We start from the raw sequence: 19,733 nt of genomic DNA, 5'->3' as shown, positions 1-19,733 counted from the left end.
CCGGGCAGCAACAATGGTCGCCAACTAGAAGCTGTTCTGATGCTAAGCGGCTTTAGGCGCACTTGGTTTACCCCCCCAGACCGCCTTGATCATATCCAAAAAGGCAAATACGGAAGGTGGCTGCAGCGCGTCAACCAAAGTCACTACCCCAATCACCCGCTCAAACGGTTCTGGTAGCTGGGCAACTGTAATGTCATCCGGAATCGGCTCAGCTGCTAATTTAGCCATAATGGTTGCCCCCAACCCCCGACGCACCATACTCACAATGGTGGAATCTTCTCGCAAATCATAAGCAAACTCAACGGATTGATTGTGCCGTTTCAAATATTGCTCGATGTTATAGCGGCAGCCATCGCCGGGCGGTGTCTGAATCAAGGAATAGCTGAATAATTGCTCCCAAGTCAGCTGGGCATCTCTGGGTTTTGCAGCAGGCGGTAATAATACGACGTATTCATCCCGCAGCAGCTCCCAAGCTTCAAAGTCTGCACTGGTGGGCAGGTAGGTAAAACCAATATCGATGCGGCCCTGGCGCAGATAATCCTCCACATGGTGATAGTGGCTGAATTCATCAATGGTGACGCTAATGCCAGGATACTGCTGTCGAAAACGTTCAATGACCGCTGGCAAAATGTGGGTGGCCACACTGCGAAAACCACCCAGGCGCACCTGGCCAGATTGTAGACCTTTAGCCAGCTGAGCCTGCTGACAAATCTTGGATAATCGTTCAAGTACGTGCTGAGCTTCCATGGTGATAGCTTCCCCCACAGGGGTGAGTACAGCCCCTTGGCGACCTCGATTTAAGAGAATGACGCCGAGTTCAGTTTCTAGGGTTGCGATCGCATGGCTCACCGCCGATTGCGACAGTTCTAACTGCAATGCTGCATCACTAAAGGTACCGGTCTTAGCAATAGCCACCAGTGCCCGTAGTTGGGAAAGTTTAAGTCGATTGGGATTGCTCTCAGCCATAGAGCCCCTAAGAATTGGATGATGCAAAAACCGTATCCCAGCGAAAACTCTAAGGAAAGTCTTTAAACCTATAGTTTCGCCTATGGACACAATCTATCTAGATATTGCCTTAGGTTGCTAAATAAAATCGATTAAATCTATCTATATCTTTCATACAACCCGGGCAACAGACCACTTGATTTGTCCAGTTTGTACCCATAAAGTGAGAAACTGGGCAGCTACAAATATCGGTAACTATGGGTTTAATCACCATTCGCCCAGAGGGATTGTATTGTGAACCAGGTCGCTTTTATGTAGATCCCTGGCGTTCAGTAGAAACAGCACTGATTACCCATGGCCATTCAGACCATGCTCGTTCCGGTTCAGACCATTACTATGCTATTCACAGCTCAGAAGGCATCTTACGCAAACGTCTGGGCAAAGATATTAACCTGACGCCAACTCAGTATGGCGAAAAAATCAAATTCGGCAATACCTGGGTTTCATTTCACTCAGCAGGTCATGTACTCGGTTCAGCCCAGATTCGAGTCGAATACAAAGATGAAGTATGGGTCATTTCAGGCGACTATAAACGCTGCGCAGACCCCACCTGTGAACCGTTTGAAGTGGTGGAATGTGACACTTACATCACAGAAGCCACCTTTGGCTTGCCCATCTATCGCTGGCGGTCAGGTCAAGAAACAGCCGAGCAAATTTATCATTGGTGGCAAAGTGATTTAGAACGCCCATCGTTACTATTTTGCTATTCCTTTGGCAAAGCCCAACGGGTGTTAGCAGAGCTGATCCAGTTTACTGACAAAAAAGTTTATGTCCATGGAGCCGTGCAGACGCTGACAGAAATTTATCGAGAGATAGGCGTCCAAATGCTGCCCACAGTGCCCACCAGTCAAATGGAGAAATCCTACAAGTTTCATGGAGATCTGGTGATTGCACCACCATCAGGTCATAATTCCTCCTGGATGAAACGCTTTAAGCGACCCCAAACAGCCTTCGCCTCTGGATGGATGGCCGTACGTGGAGTCCGGCGACGGCGAGGATATGAACGAGGATTTGTTTTGTCAGATCATGCAGACTGGCCTAGCCTAATTCAAACTGTTAGAGAAACTAAAGCCAAAACAGTTTATGTCACCCATGGACAAAACGATGTGCTGTCGCGTTATCTCACAGAACAGCTAGGAATTAACGCCATGTCATTAGATACCCTATTCACAGGTGAGATAGACAGCTAAATAGCCCTGCTTAGCTCTATTGCAGTCCAGTCTCTTGGGGAGAAAACCGGCTATTTCAAAACGATATTTTTGCAACTTTGTAGAAAACTACAAAGGTATATCGTAATTTTTATTCAATAACTTGAAGAATTTGATTATTGTCGAAAATACGGCTCAAAAACTACGGTAGGAGTACTGCCAGCGCAGAGTCTTCGATTTTTTGAAGCGTTCTGCCTTCAGTCCAACGAAATGCCAAAACACGCTGTGCCATCTAATCCACAACAACGCGTCAAATATCGGGGGCAACTGACCGTTAATGCTTTAGCATCTACAGCAGATATCAACAGTGAACATGAACCATGGGCCCCACAAGCAACGAAGCACCTACCGGTAAGATTCTGATCGTTGATGATCATCAAGTGGTGCTGAGTGGCACTATCGATATTCTGCGTCAGCATTATCCAACCTATGAGCTTTTGACAGCTAAAACAGCTCAAGAAACCCTAGAGCAACTAGCCAATCATCGCCTCAGTCTGGTTATTTTGGATTTATCTATTCCTGAGGCTTATCATCAGGATGCCAAGGTAGAAACTGGCATCGAGCTACTCAGGCAGGTGATGAAACATTACCCTGAGCAGAATATTGCTGTACAAAGCACGTATATTAAAGCTCTCGTGAGAGTCAGATCAGAAATTGACAGCCACCAGGGTGGGTTTACCATTGTTGATAAAAGTATGTCCAGTCAGGACATTTTTCAACGAGTCGATGGTGCTCTCAAGGGCTTTAGCCACACCCGAGGTATCAAAGCGCTGCAGGCGGGTGTGGAACTCAAACCTGAATGGCTAGATGTGCTTACCTTGGCTTTTCACGAAGGGCTTCAAGACAAAGCGATTGCCCAAGAGCTCAACGTACAGCCCAGCACTATTCGTCACTACTGGAACAAACTCTACGATGTTCTAGAAATTGACCCCGAAATTGACAAAAAAGATGGCAAAAACCTGCGCAGTCTGACTGAGATTCGGGCTCGCGAGCGGGGGCTGCTGGATTAATGGAAGAACCAACTCGCTGGGGAAAAACCTTAGATGCTCTGAGAACGAGCCTTTGGGGTTTGGGGATTATTTTGACAGTTTTGAGTGCTCGAACCTTGGGAGCTTTTCATGCTCTGGAATTAATGGTGTTGGATAGATTCCTAACGCTAAATACTCAACTCTCAGTTGAAGCACCTGATGAAGATATTACGATTGTTCAAATTGACCCGCCTCATGTTGATGGCTCTGCTGAAAAGGGATACACGATTTCTGTAGATTCTTTAGCCAACATCTTAGATGTTATTTTTGCCAATGAACCAACAGTAGTAGGTGCAGATATCGTTTCCTATCGAATTTCAGGGGATAACCGCGATAGACTCCTATCGGTGGTGAAGCAATATCCAAGTCTGATAACGGTTAACAATTATTCCTCCAATCCAGCAGAGCCGTTAGCTGGGCTCACTGATGAGCAATTGACTAGTCAGGTTGGTTTTAATGACCTACTAATCGACAGGGATGGCACCGTTCGTCGAGCGTTACTAGGGTTTTTCCTCAACGATGAGGTTGAGAGTTTTCAAACATCTTTTGCAATTCAAGTCGCCCGAGCACACTTTATTAGCAAAGCTCAAATTGCAAATAATGCAATCATTAAGCTAGAAAATGGAATTAAAGACCCGGAGACGATGCGTTTTGGGTCTCGCGAAATTCCTAGAATCACAGATATTTATGGATACACTGGCCAACAAGCTTATGGTATTCAAACCTTAATTAACTATAGAAGCAGTCCACAGCCCTTTGACGTAATTAAAGCAAGTGATCTGTTAGAGTCTGACGAGAAAAAAAATGAACTTATAAAAAATAGGATCATTATTCTCAGTCTGGCAGGCCTATCTCAAGATCTAGTAATTCCATCTAGCGCATTTAATCGTATTTTAGATGCTTCCCCACTAGTCAGTGGCGTCGCAATTCAAACCCACATCATCAGCCAAATCGTTCAAGCTATCGAGTCTCAAAGACCGCTTATCTGGACAGAGCAAACCATACAAGCTGTATTTTTGATATTTTTTGCCATTCTCGGTCTTAGCTGTGGCCGATTCTCAAAAGACACCATTAGCGGTTTTATCAGCTTGTTATTGACTATTTTGGCAGGTATTTTACTGAGCTATCTTTTCTTGCTCCGTATCGGTCTATGGCTACCCCTGTCAGCGACTCTCGTTGCCACAACAGCCAATGGCCTGGTTTATATCAACTACGCTCAGAATAAACGTCGTTGGATAAAACTAATTGATCAGCTGGACTCAGCGCTTGACAATGAACGTCAGCTATCTGAAAAACTAGCCCTTGAGCGTAAAAAAACTATTGAAAATGTGTTCGACTCTATTCACAATGGGCCTTTACAAACGCTAGCTAATCTACTGCGTAGAAGTCGAGATGAGACCATCAATCTATCGGATATCTGTCTTAGCTTAGAAGATCTCAATCGAGAAATTCGTTATATTGGTGAATCCATTAAGCAAGATGCCAATGACCAAAAGCATAGCCTTGATGTTAGCTATGCTGGCACTAAGTTTGACCTTGACATTCCTCTGCAAGAGTTATTTCAAGAAGTTTATGATGCCATGCTTTCAAGGCCATTTCTTGGGTTTTCTGATCTTAAGTTTACAATCATATCTTTTGACCCTATTGAATCGGAAATGATTAGTATTGAGACCAAACGAAAGCTATGTAGGTTTTTAGAAGAAGCTTTGGGTAACGTAGGCAAGCATGCTGTTGGAGCTACACGCCTAGTTGTTACTGGAAAAAGAAAAGATAACTGCTATGAGCTAACTGTTGCAGATAATGGTCCTGGCGCAAATATTAGTGAAGCAAGCACCGGAGAAGGCACACGAATAGGTAAAGAAGTTGAAAAAATAACTAAGGGAAAATTTATTCATAGGCCCAATAAACCTAAAGGGTTTTTCTGCCAGCTCACTTTTCCAATTTTTTCTTAAATCTCCGTTCAATAAAACAATAAATATCAATTGGTCAAAGAGTTCTTTTACTCAAAAAATCATATAAGGACTAGAAGAAATATGTGCATATTTATATAGAACTGTCTGATTTATAGTTAAAAATAAGTATGAATAAGTGTCACTTACAAGTTAGAAAAAGGAGGTGATTAAAACGACTACTTTAAGAGTGACTCAGCGACTATGGCTACATATTTTTGTGGCTACATTGGTTGCGTTGCCAATTGTTTCTGTGATTGGCCAATCAGCTAAAGCGGATTTTGTTCCAGTGCCACCGGATTCAGGACAGCCTGATGATAATAGGAGAACTGGTTCTACGCACTAGCATGGCCCAAATCGAAATGATTTAAATCACATAACGTGGTGATTTCATATGAAATCACCACGTTTTTTTAGTAAAGTTTGCTCAGCTTTGTAGAAAAGTTTAAAGGCCTTTAGAGAGAAGATGTGAGAAAGCTGGAGAAAAGCTGACAGAGGTCTGCATAAAAGCAAATTGTTTTGATGAAAACTCTTGGCTATTGTGTAATTGTTCGATAAACCTCAGTGATTCGGCTTACTTTTTTGCTTGGTTAGTTGATTTACATCTGTGTCATAATTACACCGCCAGATGATTTGTATCACTGCCTGCTGCGAGCCGCTTCCTTATCCTGGGTTCTGGAGCTTGTGCAATGCCATTTTTACCATTTTTTACAGTTTGTTTAGCATTTTTTCTCTTTGCAGAGGTGGTGACTCCTAAGCCAAAGAAGAAGGAAAACAAGGATAACGCAACCAAACTGTTGATTGAGTTAAAAGGCGCTAACAGCAGTACTGATTAACTCAACAATCCTTTGAACTAAGTACTGACCACCCCATTTTGAGAGGAGACTTCACCATGATCGTTCTATCTTCGATGACAGCCATGAGAACGCAGCGTATCGAGCTATTTACCAGCTTGGTGTTGTCTTTGTGGAGCAAGGTCAAGCATCAGCCAGGCTGCAAAGCTGATTGTTGTTAATTATCCGAATTCTATAAGTTTTTAACGTTGCTAATTTTTAGGATGCAAGTAGGGCTTGGAGTGCTTGTTAGTGACAAGCAATAGACTGACGTGTTCCTAAATTAGCCACTAAGTTTTGCTGTGACAGTAGGAGTGAAGATCGCTTTATAGGCATCTTTGCTCCTTTTTCTTATAGATACGCTTGCAGCCAGAGAATATGGATATGGCAAAGGACGGAGGAATGAGGACGGAGGAGCAAGAAACATGCTTGAAGTCACAACGTTTCAGAATTTTAGATTGTCCTACCAACCCGTCATCTACGATATGTGGTTAAGTAGCGTTTCAACAGTTGAGTCCTAATGGCTACAAGTTTTGCTCATCACGGTTAAAGCGGAGGTTATCGAGGGTTTGACCGGGGGGGAGATCGATAAACACCCGATCGCCTGAAGCTACACCATCTAAGATTTGAATTTGCTGGCCGACTTGGGACCCTAGAGTAACGGGACGAAAGCGAATATTTCTATTGTTTTCGCCGGGAACAAGTACCCCAGTCTCTCCTCCCTGGGTAACCACAGCAACAGCGGGCACCACCAGCGCATCGCTCAGACGATTGCCCAGAAACGCTACGTCTACGTTCATATTTGAGCGTAGTTGTTCCAAGCCATTTTCCAGACGTATCCTTACTTGAAAGATGGTGACATTTTGCCGCTCAATGGCTTCGGGGGCTATTAGTCGTACAGCCCCGTTAAAGATGGCCTCAGGATAGGCAGTAGATGTGATTTCTGCTGGCTGCCCTACTTGAATTTGGCCTAAATCGGCCTCGGGGACTTCGGCAACAATCTCTAAACCGTCGGCAATAGCAACGATGGCACTGGATGTGGCGGAAGCGGCCTCAGAGGCTGAGGTGGTGGGGGTGACAAAGGCACCTTCAGTGGCAAATTTTTGAGTGACAACACCCGCAAACGGGGCTCGAATGATAGTGTTGTCAATTCGGGTTTGAATGGCGGAGACTTGCGCACGGGCTCGCTCTATCCGGGCACGGGCCTGGGCAACATCTTCTGGATCGGGGTCGTCTTTGAGATCGGCAAGTCGCTGTTGGGCTTCTATCACGCGAGCTTCTAGCTGGCGGACATTAGCTTGAGCACTGTCAACGGCATTTTCGCTATTGTCAAGTTCACGGGCTGAGATTGCGCCCTGGTTGTAGAGGTCGCGATCGCGACCCAAATCTCCTTGCACCAGACTCAATCGCGCCTCAGCATCTACAAGTTGAGCTCGGACCGCTTCGAGATTGGCTTCCGCCTGGGCTATCTGGGGCTGATCGGTCCCCTGCAACAAATCCTGCAGTTGAGCCTCTGCCTCTGCCAAACTGGCCTGGTTTTGACGCAGCTGCGCGTTTAAATCATCAATGTCCATGCGAGCCACAACCTGTCCCTGGTCTACCGAATCGCCCTGTTCTACCAAAAGTTCATCAACAATGCCTGAGTTTTTAGGACTCAAATTAACGGTTTGATAGGCCTCTACCTCACCGCTAGCATTAACGCGTATCGTGACTTCTGTTGCTTCTACAGGCACAGTCAATGCGTTTACATCGTAGGCGTTACCCTGATTCCGTCGCACAACCACTGCACTAATGCCAATGATTGCGATCGCAACGCCACCAAAAATCAATAGCCAGGAACGCTGCTTAAAAAAATATTTCACTCGTTAACGACTCCGTGATAATGCCTGAGACACTCAGAACACAAGCCAGAATTGAGACCCCTATGTAGCTTAACGAATTTATACAGCGATCAGGAGCAATCTGTTCTCCAAAAACAACTACGGAGAAGAAAATTTTGAGGCAGAAATCACAGCCAACAAATTATCTCGGGCCTGGGCTTCAAATCGCGCTCGGAAGAGATCTGTTCGATAAATACTAGAGCGTGCCAAAAACCCCGTTAAAACCTCTTCTCGTTTGGTTCTATATACTCTGGTCGGGAGCCAGCCATATTCCTGACGAATCTGGTGGTGATATTGCCAAAAACGCTGGGGCGATGCACCTAAAATGGCTAAATCGATATCCATCATCCAGTCAGCGAGACCGATTTGCCGATCCCACCTATCCCCATGACAGGTGGCCATAATCAGTGCTTTAACCTGAAGCTTCTGGCCAGACACCGCAGCATAGGTCCGGAGAAAAGCAGTTGCTTGCTGAGCACTTCGCCATTCGTTGTCGTAGGCTTGGGGTCGATAGACAACATCGTGATACCACAGGGCCATCTCTAGGGCCAAATGTTGTTGTGTGGTCAGTGAGGACTGCCCCGCAGCCCAATCCAACAGAGTGAAACACTCACCGATATGTTGAGCAGTATGATAGGCCCTATGGGACTCAGCATAGGCAGCAACAATACACCTAAATTCTCGCTCTATAGCGGCCCTATCATTAATACCAAATCGCTGACATAGCTGTTGCCACCGCAGCAGACTGAGGATTTGCTCAGCCTGACAAACGTTTTTAATACCCTCATCGGACTGCACAGACCTTCTATGGAACGTCCGCGTCTCTCTAGCCTCCATTTCCTGATAATACAGCTGTTATCTCAGTGGGCACTAATGCTGCCGCCTGATTACGAGAGAAATCTGCAAATGCGCTCCAGGCTGCCCCTAAAATCTGATCAGGCTGTAGCTCATCTTTGACGAGATCCCACAAGCGAGATACTTCCTCAGTATGCAAACGATTGTCTTCAGTGAGGGCAGCCAAAATTTGCTGGCGCAGATACTGTCCTTCATCCGACATCAAAAACTGCACGCCTAATCCGGCAGTCGGAATTAAGTTAAAGCCTTGATCGCTTTGGGCAATACGGATCATATTTTCCAGCCGCTGCCATTGGAAGTGACCATCTTTAAACAACACTTCAATTAGCCGTCGCCGCAGGGATTCAGTTTCACCCATCAGCAGTCGCCGCGCCACATAGGGATAAGCAATTTCTACAATCTTGAAGTCTGGATTTAGAGTCAGCGCCAACCCCTCTTGGGTCACAAGGGAGCGAATAATCAGGGCAAATTTAGCGGGCACTCGGAAGGGGTATTCGTACATCACCTCTGAGAATTTGTCGGTGATGCTCTTAAAGTTGAAGTCGCCGACGCTTTCGCCAATGGCACCGTCAAAGACCGCTTGGAGGGCAGGCACAATTGGCCTCACATCGATATCGGGGGTCAAAAAGCCCAGCCTGACAAAGTCGGCAGCGAGCTTATCATATTCCTGGTTAATCAGGTGCACGACTGAGTCCACCAGGGTCTCCTTCATCTCCTGACTAAGCTGATCCATCATGCCAAAGTCAATGTAGGCCATCGAGCCATCGGCCATGGCAAACAGATTGCCAGGATGGGGGTCAGCATGGAAAAAGCCAAATTCCAACAGCTGTCGGAGACCGGAGGACACACCAGTACTGACCAGGTTGTCGGAGTTGAGACCAGCGGCCTTGACTCGCTCAATATCGGTCAACTTGATGCCTTCAATCCACTCCAGAGTCAGTACCCGTGTGCTGGTATAGCGCCAATAAATCGACGGCACCTTAACCTTAGGATCATCGGCAAAGTTGGCGGCAAAAGCTTCAGCATTACGCCCTTCATTGAGGTAATCAATTTCCTCAAATAGCTTTGAGCCAAATTCATCGACAATCAGCGTCAGGTCATGGCCCAGGTTTAGGGGAAGCCAGGGGGCAATCCATCCAGCTGCCCAGCGCATGAGATAGAGATCTCGACAAATAATCGGCACCAAACCCGGTCGCTGTACCTTTACTGCCACCGCCTCACCGGTATAAAGTCGAGCCTTGTAGACTTGACCAAGACTGGCAGCGGCTACAGGCTCTGGTGATATGTGGCTGTAAACTTCATCAGTGGTACGCCCTAATTCTTTTTCAATGATTCGACTGGCCACATAATTATCAAAGGGTGGCAGCTGATCCTGCAGTTTGATCAGTTCGTCTAAATATTTGGGATTAACCAGATCAGGGCGGGTTGAGAGGGCCTGACCAACTTTGATGAAAGTGGGGCCAAGCGCCGTGAGTATCTGGCGAAGCTGAGCAGCGCGTTTGGATTCATTGATTGTTTGACGACCTAGAATCCGATCGAGCAAAAGCCCTAGAACAAAGCCACCGAGCATAATCGCTACTGAAAGCGCTCGCCATATCACTGTCCAAAGACGAAAGCGATAATGATCTGCGATCGCAATCGGGTCATACCGCCGCATCTTTTCAAGCTCAGCCATACATTCTTATCTCCTAAGCAAAACGCCCAGTCAAGAAGGCACAGTGACACTTGGGTGGGACGAGTATCATCAGCCTTCGTCCTAAGCAATGCGAACAGTAAGCAAAGTTATTATTTATAGCCCACTATTCATCAGTGAATACCTTAATCATAGTATAGGTAACTACAAAAATATTTAGATTATTGCTTAGCTAAACTGAGTCTAAACATAGAAAAAGCAAGGGCATGATCGTCATCAGACCATGCCCTTCTACAAGCTGAATATCCAGTTAAGCAGCCTACTAAAATTCCATTTCGCTTATATAACGCCAGCTGCACTTAGAACCTTAAACAAAAATGAATTTAGTAGACTCAGGGCAATCGCACCTAGAAAAGCGCTCCAGACGCCCCACCGTAAGCGAAAACCCTCGACAAGCTTAGCTGCAATACCAAACAGAATTATATTACCGAACAAAAAGAAAAGACCTAGAGTTAGGACATTCAAAACCCCTCGCAATGGCGAGACAAGAGCATTGAGAACGCCAATCACCAAAGCAGTAATAGCAGTCTTGCTGAAATCATCAGATTCAACACCTGTTGGCAGAAATGTAATGATGACAAGGGCAACTGTGGTAACTAACCACGTAATGATGAAATGGGCCATGACAGGGCTCCTTAGAAGCAGTAATTACGAAAGATCCGTGTTTATTCGTAGCAATTTTGACTGAAGTATATCAAATTTCTCTATATGCGTAATTAAAGGAGTGTTAAGAGAAATACCTGTAATTACGGTAGTTTCAGTCGATAATACTGGCGCAGTCGCTGTTGAAATTGGCCCCAGTACTGATCTAATTTATCTGGACTGAGTGTAAAAAGTTGCGCCGGGGTATCTTCAAGTGCGATCGCAACCATAGCCTGCTCCACCCTAATATCAAACTCTCGATATACCCAGTTCACCGCCCAGCAGTAAGCCGCAACCTGCAAAAAATAATCCTCAATCCATTCTGCTTGCTTAGGACGTCGTGCTGTTTTCCAATCGCACACTAGCAGCTGGCCCTCATAAACCAAAAGGGCATCCGGATATCCGGCGAACTTTAGCGGATGCCACACCGCCCCTTCCACCAGCAGTACTTCATCAATATTTTTGAGTACAGGTTCAATGGACGCCCAAAAGCCTTCAGTGCCCTCCGGCAGCGCCCAGTCTTCCTGACGCAGATAGGCTTTGATTACTTTGTGAATTTTGGTACCAGACCGCGACGCCTTAGTGGTGATTCGGTTAGCCTCCTCGGTTCCTACCCGCTGCCGCCAGCGCCACAGGCGTTCCTTTGCTTGCCAAGGTTTAGTCGCAGACAAAATAGTCGTTACCCCCGGCAACTGCTGACCGTCTACTTCGTAATGACGACGACGATCAACCGAAACTTGCTTAGCTTTGTAATGGGGCAGCATGGTTGTGTACAGACGTTCCATGGAACGTCTCTTCAAGGCCAGAAATAGGCAATCCCTATTGCACCGCAAATGACTCAATCATCCACTGATCATCTTGCTTTCTGAGATTGTATTCAACCGTCAGCTCATCTTCATAGGAAAACGCGCCATTGTAATCACCAAATTGATAAGCATTGCCAATCTCACTCACATCAGCAACAACCTGAAGTTGATCGTCACCAATGGCCTCAGCCGTCAAATTTTGAATAGTCTGCTCATACTCCAAATGCACCCCTTCCCGCTGATTACTCTCAACCTTAGCAACCCATTCAGAAAGCGTTGGTTCTAGCAAAATATCTGATAAAGCATCTACGTTCCATTGGGGACCCATGGCTTCAGCTTTAGCCTGGTACCAGGTTTGAATTGCCTCTTCAGCAATTACCTGCACATCGTCACTGGCAGTGGGTTGCACATCCTCAGTTGGCAGCTCAATTGCCGGACGGGCGACATCAATATCTGGCGGATCACCCTGTAGTTGAGGACCACCAAACAGGCCACCAAACAAGCTGAATAGCTGGGTTAGAATAAATCCTAGCAAGCCTAAACCCAGCAAGCCTAACAGCAAAACCAGCGCTAAACGCCCCCATTTGGGAGACGACGACCGACGGCGCGATTTGACCATTGGCTCATCTGCACCAACGCTAGCGCTCAATTCGTTATCCAGCTGCCCCTCTGGTGACAGGTTAGAAACCTCTTCAGCTGTATAAGCACTAGGGCGAGCAGAGCCGACTCCCACGGTAGCGGCAGCACCTAAACCGACAGCCTGACCTGCACCAAACGTAGAACGACCGTAGTCTGAACTGCTGTAGTCTGAGCTGCCATAGTCTGAACTACCATAGCTCGTCGAGGAGCTATAACCTGCCATCCCCAATCTACCTGCAGCCACCGTGTCCTCAGGGGGCATCGCCTCTAGGTAAGCCTGTACCTGTTCATTGGCAAAGTAATCTTTGAGGGTGACATTACTTTGGTCAAGATCCCTAAAAAACGGGAAAACGTCTTGCTGTAACCAGCGCTCGGTGTAAAGGCATAACCCCGGCAGCAAATCGGGAGCCCCGGCAGAATGCTCTCGAATAAAGGAAATAGGCTCATTTTCATGACTGCGCTCTAGGGCATAGGTCGCTTCTTCAGTTTGTCCCAAGAGTACGGCACATACGGCTTGCTCCAGATAGACATCCTGGCGCTCAGTCAGCAGAGCCAGCCGTTGCTTCGCCTGACGCACCAGGTTGGGCTGATGCTTCGCAAACCCCCTGGCTAACAGCGCATATACCGATAGATAGACACCCACTGATGAAGGACGCTGAGCCTCAGCCTCAAAAATGTCCTGCTGTTCCGCTGACGTTAGATAGCTGCGTAGCTGCTGCACAAACCGCAGAAAATCTTCAACACTGAGGCCTGAGGAATCATCATTGGCACCATCAATACCACCCCGCGCAGCGAGCATGGATTTCAATAGGGCAATACCTTGCTGTCTTGCTGCTTTATCCGCTAGGGGACGAGCGAGTAACTCTAGAATGCGATAGGGCTTGAGTTTATCGAGATCGGCCTGAATTTCGGCTTGCATTTCAGGAAACACGTTTTCCCGAACCATCAGTTCCTGACCTGTTTCTAACGATTCCGCTGCATTTTCATACTGATGCTGCTGCCACTGCTCTCGCCCCAGTTCCAAACAGGCCAGGCCAATCGTTAGGACTACATCGGCCAGAGCATCCTTCGCATTTCCTTCTAATTCGCCAGAACCACTGCTTAGATAAGGTCGTCCTAAACGAATTACTAGCTCATATTCACCCAGTTCTAACAGGATGAGTAGTGCACCAATAAGCTGCTGTTCATAGATTTCAATCGCAACAGGTTCACTTCTAGTCGCTAAAAGTTGGGCGTCATAGGCCTGACGCGTCCCTGAGTCCTTCAACGCTACGTAGGCGGCATCAATCAGCTGCTTACGTGATTGGATGGCAAATTCTGAATATTCTCGGCGAGGCAGCTGTAGAGTACGGTCACGGTGAGCTTGCTCCAGTTGTTCCGCTGTCGCTTGCATGGGTAACCCCAGGATTCGGTAGTAATCTAGCGGAATTTGCACAGTGACTTCCTTAGCATTCGAATTGACTTCAGCGTGTATGTGAGACCTGGCGAAACATGAGTACAGGCATCGGTAAACACCCTAACTAAGAAGATGGATGTATAGAAATTACCTGAGTTGGTTAAAACAATCGTCTACTTAAAACCGCATACATAATAGCGATGAAATGCTTATATTTGACAGCCTACAGCAATGAATCAAACTTTTTAGACAATTGGCTGAGGAAATTACGGTTATGGGGTCACTATTGCTGAGTGGTGTTCTTATGCAAGACAGTCTCCGTAGATATATCTATAGTGTTAACGAATTCGTAGATGCAATTTTTAAGCATGTTACCTGTAGCTTATAGCTATGGGTATTTACCATCATTTAAATCCGTTTACATATCAGTGAATATTCAAACAGATTAGATGAATATTCGAATAGATTCAGAAACATCAGACGCTGGGGAAGCAAGATTCTCGTCTAAAATTATGTTCGGTCGATTTTAACTTAATCGGGCCGACCGATATCTGTGTTATCGCGCAGTGATCATGAATTGATCACTTTTTTGGAATAATCATTATTTGTATTGTGGCGAGGCGATTGGCAAGCCAATGGTTCAGGAAAGGACATTACCAACATTTCAAGCAACTTCGGCAAAGCTCGATAAGCAGGAGGGACTGAGGCTATACGAAGATATGGTCCTGGGCCGCTACTTTGAGGATAAGTGTGCCGAAATGTACTACCGGGGCAAAATGTTCGGGTTTGTGCATCTCTATAACGGTCAAGAGGCTGTATCTACCGGGGTGATTAAATCCATGCGCCCTGATGATTATGTGTGTAGCACCTATCGCGATCATGTCCATGCTTTGAGTGCTGGCGTATCTGCCAATGCCGTCATGGCTGAGCTATTTGGTAAGGAAACTGGCTGCAGCAAAGGGCGCGGTGGCTCGATGCATATGTTCTCCAAAGAGCACAATTTGCTGGGGGGCTTTGCATTTATCGGTGAAGGTATTCCCGTTGCCTTAGGTGCTGCATTTCAGTCAAAATATCGCCGTGATGCGCTGGGTGATACCTCGGCTGACCAGGTGACGGCTGCCTTTTTTGGCGATGGCACGACCAATAATGGTCAGTTTTTTGAGTGCTTGAATATGGCAGCCCTTTGGAAACTGCCTATTTTGTTCGTGGTTGAAAACAATAAGTGGGCGATTGGTATGGCCCATGAGCGGGCATCCTCTCAAACTGAGATTTACCGTAAGGCTAGTGTGTTTGGTATGCCTGGCTATGAGGTTGACGGCATGGATGTGTTAGCCGTTCGCGATGTGGCACAGGCTGCCATTGCCCGTGCCCGCGCTGGGGAAGGCCCGACATTGATTGAGTGTTTGACCTATCGTTTCCGGGGACACTCGTTAGCTGATCCAGACGAGCTGCGATCGCAAACCGAAAAAGATGAATGGCAGGCTCGCGACCCACTGGTGCGTATGGAAGCCTACCTGATTGAACAAAACCTGGCTGATGAAGCAGAGCTAAAAGCCATCAAAAAGCGACTCGAGGCCCATATCGAAGACGCTGTCAAGTTTGCCGAAGAAAGCCCCGAGCCCTCTCCTAGTGAGCTTCGTCGCTACATCTTTGCAGAAGAGTAAACAGCCAATCTCGATCGCAGTTAACTAATCAATAGGTATCTAAATGGCAGAAACACTTTTATTTAACGCTCTGCGGGAAGCCGTAGACGAAGAAATGGGTCGAGATGAAACCGTCTTTGTTTTAGGGGAAGACGTGGGTCACTATGGCGGTTCCTACAAAGTGACCAAAGGATTATATGAAAAGTATGGTCCGCTCCGGGTGTTAGATACGCCCATTGCTGAGAACAGCTTTACAGGCATGGCAGTAGGGGCCGCTATGACCGGTCTAAAACCCATTGTTGAAGGCATGAACATGGGCTTTTTGCTACTGGCATTTAACCAGATTGCCAACAATGCCGGTATGCTGCCCTACACATCTGGTGGCAACTATCACATCCCCATGGTGATTCGTGGTCCCGGTGGGGTGGGCCGTCAGCTGGGTGCCGAGCATTCCCAGCGTCTAGAGGCTTATTTCCAGGCGGTGCCCGGTTTGAAAATTGTGGCCTGCTCCACTCCGTATAACGCGAAGGGACTACTGAAGTCTGCGATTCGCGATAAAAACCCCGTCCTCTTCTTTGAGCATGTATTGCTCTATAACCTGAAGGACGACCTTCCCAACGATGAGTATTTGGTACCTTTAGATCAAGCTGAGGTGGTGCGCCCCGGTAAGGATATTACTATCCTCACCTATTCCCGCATGCGTCACCATGTCCTGCAAGCGGTTAAAGGCATTGAAGCTCAAGGCTTTGATCCAGAGGTGATTGATTTGATCTCCCTGAAGCCCATCGACTATGACACCATTGGCGCTTCACTGCGTAAAACCCACAAGGTGATTATCGTCGAAGAGTGTATGCGAACTGGAGGCATTGCTGCTGAGATTATTGCCTCGATCAATGACCGCTTCTTTGATGAGCTTGATGCTCCAGTCATGCGTCTGTCTTCCCAGGATATTCCCACACCCTATAACGGTCGGTTGGAAAGTTTGACCATTGTGCAGCCCAAGCAAATTGTAGAAGCCGTTGAAAAAATGATGACAGCTCGGGTGTAGCGTATCGCCACCCATGGGTAAAAGCTCAGAGGGTACACTCATCCTCTGGGCTTTTTATTTTTATAGAAGTATTCATGGAGCCAAGAACGGCAACCTATAATAGGATGTTCTGTTGGATAGCTAAGGCACACATGCAAGGACCGGTGTATGGATAGGACGGAGAAGATCCATGGGTAAACAACGCTCGATATTATTGGTCATTGTTGGACTTGCGATCGCAGCAGTGTTTACCATTGTGCAACTGCCCACCCAACTAGGTTTAGACCTACGCGGTGGCTCCCAGCTCACACTCCAAGTACTCACCACCGAACAAATTACCCAAATCTCCGAACGGGAGCTAGAGGCAGTCCAGCGGGTAATCGAAAATCGGGTCAATGGTCTTGGTGTTTCCGAAGCCATTGTCCAAAGTTCCGGTCAAGACCAGCTGCTGATCCAGCTGCCCGGTGTTAGCGATCCCGCCCAGGCCCAGCGAGTCCTAGGTGGCACCGCCCAATTAGAATTCCGGTCTCAGAAACCAGGCACCGAAGGCGAGTTAAGAGCCATAGCCGATATCATCAACCAGCAAGAGCTGCAACAGGCAAGCATACTAGCCCTCGGTAGCGACAACATAACCGATGAGCAACTTGTCGAACTCGATGGCATCACAGCCAATCTCCAGACCAGCCGTGAAACCCTACTAGAGCTTTTTGAAGACAGCGATTTGACAGGCGATAAGCTCACAGATGCCCTGGCCAGTCCCCTAGGCACCGGTCAATCCTGGCAGGTATCGATCTACTTCAACAATGAAGGCGGCTCGCTCTTTACCGAAATGACCCGCAATATCGCCGGTACTGGCCGAGTATTGGGCATTTTTCTCGATAATCGTTTGATTAGCGCGCCCACCGTTGATGTCCAATATGCAGCCACTGGCATTCCCGGCAATAGCGCCACCATCTCAGGTAACTTTAACGCCGAAGCGGCCAGAGATTTAGAAATTCAACTTCGAGGAGGAGCATTACCCGTTCCTGTAGAAGTGGTCGAAAATCGGACCGTAGGGGCTACTCTCGGTCGAGATAGTATTCAGCGTAGTCTTTATGCAGGAATTGCAGGCTTAGCAATGGTCTTGGTGTTTATGGCCGTTTACTATCGTCTGCCCGGCATCCTGGCTGATGTCGCCCTGGTGGTTTATGCTCTGTTCACCTGGGCGGCCTACAACATCTTGGGTGTAACCATGACGTTGCCCGGCATTGCGGGTTTCATTCTCAGTATCGGTATGGCTGTAGATGCCAACGTGCTTATCTTTGAGCGCACCCGCGAAGAACTACGAGCTGGTAAAACTCTGTATCGTTCCGTGGAATCAGGATTTTACAGAGCCTTTTCCAGCATCCTCGACAGCAACGTCACCACCCTGATTGCCTGCGCTGCACTGTTTTGGTTTGGGGCTGGCTTAGTGAAAGGATTTGCCCTCACCTTAGCCGTAGGTGTTGCAGTTAGCTTATTTACAGCCTTCACCTGCACCCGAAATCTTCTCTTTTTTGTCATTAGCTTTCCACAATTTCGCAAGATAGGCTATTTTGCTCCTAGCTTGTCCACCGAGCTGCCCTCAACTTCACAACCCTCCCAATCATGAAACTGAACGTCGTTAAACAACGCAGTATCTGGTGGATCATTTCTGGGGTCCTACTGGCCGTTAGTATTGCCGCCATGGCCATCTCATGGTCGCAGTTTAATGGTCCCATTCGGCCCGGTTTGGACTTTATTGGTGGCACCCGACTCCAGTTAGAACGGAGCTGCAGCGATCCGGCAGCCTGTACTGAGCCCATTGACCTGGTTGAAGTACGAGCGATTTTGGACGAACAGGGACTGGAGGGCAGTAGCCTGCAGTTGGTGGGTGACTCTGGACAAGCTCTTTCTATTCGTACCCGTGATTTGGACGTAGATGAGCAAGCCAACCTGCGCTCATCATTAGAAACAAGTCTCGGTCAAATTGACCCCACTGCATCTAAAATCGACGTCGTCGGCCCCACCATTGGTAGGCAACTGTTAGTTGCTGGCTTGTTGTCACTACTAGTTGCCTTTGTCGGTATTACCGTTTACCTGAGTCTCCGGTTTAAGTTTGACTATGCACTTTTGGCCTTACTTGCCCTGATGCACGACGCCATCTTGACTCTAGGTGTGTTCTCCATTTTAGGTCTAACCCTTGGGTATGAGACCGATAGTTTATTTATTGTGGCACTACTCACAATTGTGGGCTTTTCTGTTAACGATACCGTGGTCATTTACGATCGCATCCGTGAAAATTTCAAACTGATGCCCGATCAGAGTATTGAGCATATTGTTAACGATGCCGTCAACAAAACCTTGGGACGCTCTATCAACACCACCATGACGACGGTACTGCCCTTAGTCGCCATTGTAATTTTTGGCGGAGACACCCTAAAATTCTTTGCCCTGGCCCTCATTGTTGGCTTTTTAGCAGGGGCCTATTCAAGTATCTTTATTGCCAGCACCCTGTTGGCCTGGTGGCGCTCCAGCTCCAATGCCAATACCGATATTGCTGCATCCACCGCAGATTAGGTCACAGCCATACGTCTGTAAAAAATTTATAGAATACGGAATGTGACTTCTTCAAAAGGCTCCAACAACATCGATAGTAGTCATTCCAATATCGCCACAGAGCAGGCTATTGAAGCATTGCGACAACACACCCTGACGATCTGGTGGCGATTTACAGTGGGTGTTTGGTTAACGATCGGCCCGTTGACCGTGTGGCAGCTCCGTGCAGAAATCGGCCTACTATTGGACTATTTCACCTGGACCTCGGTTTACTATGGCCTAAAGTACAACTTTTTAGGCGCTTTAGGATTTTTTACATGTGTAGGGCTAGCAACTACCCTGCTGGTCCGCGAGCTACGACACCTAACCCTGGGTATTTCCGCCATAGAGCGCCAACGCCTAGAAAGCCAGTTGGCTCAAATTCGTCGCCAGGGGCCATCTCATCCATTATGGTCTCTGGTCAACCGATCCTAGGCGTATAAAATCGTGGCGTTGCTGCTCCTCGGGATAATTTCATCGACAAGATACAGATGAATGGCATTGCTCCAGATCGGTGCATCCTCTAAATCAGCA

Annotated in this window: 16 protein-coding genes; 9 read left to right on the top strand and 7 right to left on the bottom strand. The window is 47.3% G+C overall.

The genetic code is table 11. The features are described from left to right. Positions 1 to 42: 42 nt before the first annotated feature. On the bottom strand, positions 43 to 966 hold the full coding sequence (locus tag N836_RS69675; protein WP_023076545.1) for a LysR family transcriptional regulator: 924 nt from the start codon (positions 964 to 966) through the stop codon (positions 43 to 45). Positions 967 to 1,202: 236 nt separating this feature from the next. Here N836_RS69675 and N836_RS69670 point away from each other — a divergent pair, with 236 nt between their 5' ends. The 4 genes from N836_RS69670 to N836_RS76805 all read left to right on the top strand — a co-directional run bounded on the left by N836_RS69670 (position 1,203) and on the right by N836_RS76805 (position 6,026). Next, on the top strand, positions 1,203 to 2,195 hold the full coding sequence (locus tag N836_RS69670; RefSeq protein ID WP_023076544.1) for a ligase-associated DNA damage response exonuclease: 993 nt from the start codon (positions 1,203 to 1,205) through the stop codon (positions 2,193 to 2,195). Between the two features lie 338 nt (positions 2,196 to 2,533). Further along, positions 2,534 to 3,223 carry a response regulator gene (locus tag N836_RS69665; RefSeq protein ID WP_023076543.1) on the top strand — a complete coding sequence of 230 codons (690 nt, stop codon included), beginning with the start codon at positions 2,534 to 2,536 and terminating at the stop codon, positions 3,221 to 3,223. Next, positions 3,223 to 5,193 (top strand): sensor histidine kinase, encoded by a 1,971-nt coding sequence (locus N836_RS69660; protein ID WP_023076542.1) that lies wholly within the window; start codon positions 3,223 to 3,225, stop codon positions 5,191 to 5,193. Before N836_RS69665 ends, N836_RS69660 begins: the two co-directional genes overlap by 1 nt. A gap of 686 nt (positions 5,194 to 5,879) precedes the next feature. Further along, complete coding sequence (locus N836_RS76805; protein ID WP_023076541.1) at positions 5,880 to 6,026, top strand: hypothetical protein; 147 nt, start codon at positions 5,880 to 5,882, stop codon at positions 6,024 to 6,026. A gap of 521 nt (positions 6,027 to 6,547) precedes the next feature. On the opposite strand, the gene N836_RS69655 is transcribed toward N836_RS76805, so the two are convergent. The 6 genes from N836_RS69655 to N836_RS69630 form a co-directional block, all read right to left on the bottom strand. Then, positions 6,548 to 7,885 carry an efflux RND transporter periplasmic adaptor subunit gene (locus tag N836_RS69655; RefSeq protein ID WP_023076540.1) on the bottom strand — a complete coding sequence of 446 codons (1,338 nt, stop codon included), beginning with the start codon at positions 7,883 to 7,885 and terminating at the stop codon, positions 6,548 to 6,550. Between the two features lie 117 nt (positions 7,886 to 8,002). Next, complete coding sequence (locus N836_RS69650) at positions 8,003 to 8,701, bottom strand: HD domain-containing protein (RefSeq protein WP_023076539.1); 699 nt, start codon at positions 8,699 to 8,701, stop codon at positions 8,003 to 8,005. Between the two features lie 28 nt (positions 8,702 to 8,729). Next, a complete protein-coding gene (locus tag N836_RS69645) occupies positions 8,730 to 10,433 on the bottom strand; it encodes an ABC1 kinase family protein (RefSeq protein ID WP_023076538.1) in 1,704 nt (567 codons plus the stop codon). A gap of 297 nt (positions 10,434 to 10,730) precedes the next feature. After that, positions 10,731 to 11,075: a phage holin family protein gene (locus N836_RS69640; RefSeq protein ID WP_023076537.1), complete on the bottom strand. Its 345-nt coding sequence runs from the start codon at positions 11,073 to 11,075 to the stop codon at positions 10,731 to 10,733. 122 nt (positions 11,076 to 11,197) lie between these two features. Then, on the bottom strand, positions 11,198 to 11,878 hold the full coding sequence (locus N836_RS69635; RefSeq protein WP_023076536.1) for a PD-(D/E)XK nuclease family protein: 681 nt from the start codon (positions 11,876 to 11,878) through the stop codon (positions 11,198 to 11,200). Between the two features lie 34 nt (positions 11,879 to 11,912). Continuing rightward, complete coding sequence (locus tag N836_RS69630; RefSeq protein ID WP_023076535.1) at positions 11,913 to 13,973, bottom strand: IMS domain-containing protein; 2,061 nt, start codon at positions 13,971 to 13,973, stop codon at positions 11,913 to 11,915. Between the two features lie 596 nt (positions 13,974 to 14,569). Between N836_RS69630 and pdhA the strand changes: the two genes are divergently transcribed. From pdhA to N836_RS69605, 5 genes are all read left to right on the top strand, one after another. Next, a complete protein-coding gene (gene pdhA / locus N836_RS69625; protein ID WP_031294493.1) occupies positions 14,570 to 15,598 on the top strand; it encodes a pyruvate dehydrogenase (acetyl-transferring) E1 component subunit alpha in 1,029 nt (342 codons plus the stop codon). A 43-nt stretch (positions 15,599 to 15,641) separates the two neighbouring features. After that, on the top strand, positions 15,642 to 16,625 hold the full coding sequence (locus N836_RS69620) for an alpha-ketoacid dehydrogenase subunit beta (protein ID WP_023076533.1): 984 nt from the start codon (positions 15,642 to 15,644) through the stop codon (positions 16,623 to 16,625). Positions 16,626 to 16,794: 169 nt separating this feature from the next. Beyond that, the gene (gene secD, locus N836_RS69615; protein ID WP_023076532.1) at positions 16,795 to 18,234 is read left to right on the top strand and encodes a protein translocase subunit SecD; all 1,440 of its coding nucleotides are present in this window, start codon (positions 16,795 to 16,797) and stop codon (positions 18,232 to 18,234) included. Next, positions 18,231 to 19,181 carry a protein translocase subunit SecF gene (secF, locus tag N836_RS69610; protein WP_023076531.1) on the top strand — a complete coding sequence of 317 codons (951 nt, stop codon included), beginning with the start codon at positions 18,231 to 18,233 and terminating at the stop codon, positions 19,179 to 19,181. The genes secD and secF overlap by 4 nt, the downstream gene beginning before the upstream one ends. A gap of 42 nt (positions 19,182 to 19,223) precedes the next feature. Beyond that, complete coding sequence (locus tag N836_RS69605) at positions 19,224 to 19,634, top strand: hypothetical protein (protein WP_023076530.1); 411 nt, start codon at positions 19,224 to 19,226, stop codon at positions 19,632 to 19,634. The last annotated feature ends 99 nt before the right edge of the window (positions 19,635 to 19,733 follow it).

Source organism: Leptolyngbya sp. Heron Island J, assembly GCF_000482245.1.
In the GTDB taxonomy this organism is placed as follows: domain Bacteria; phylum Cyanobacteriota; class Cyanobacteriia; order Phormidesmidales; family Phormidesmidaceae; genus Leptothoe.
The sequence above is the reverse complement of the archived record's forward strand: the minus strand, read 5'-3'. Positions and strand labels throughout refer to the sequence as shown.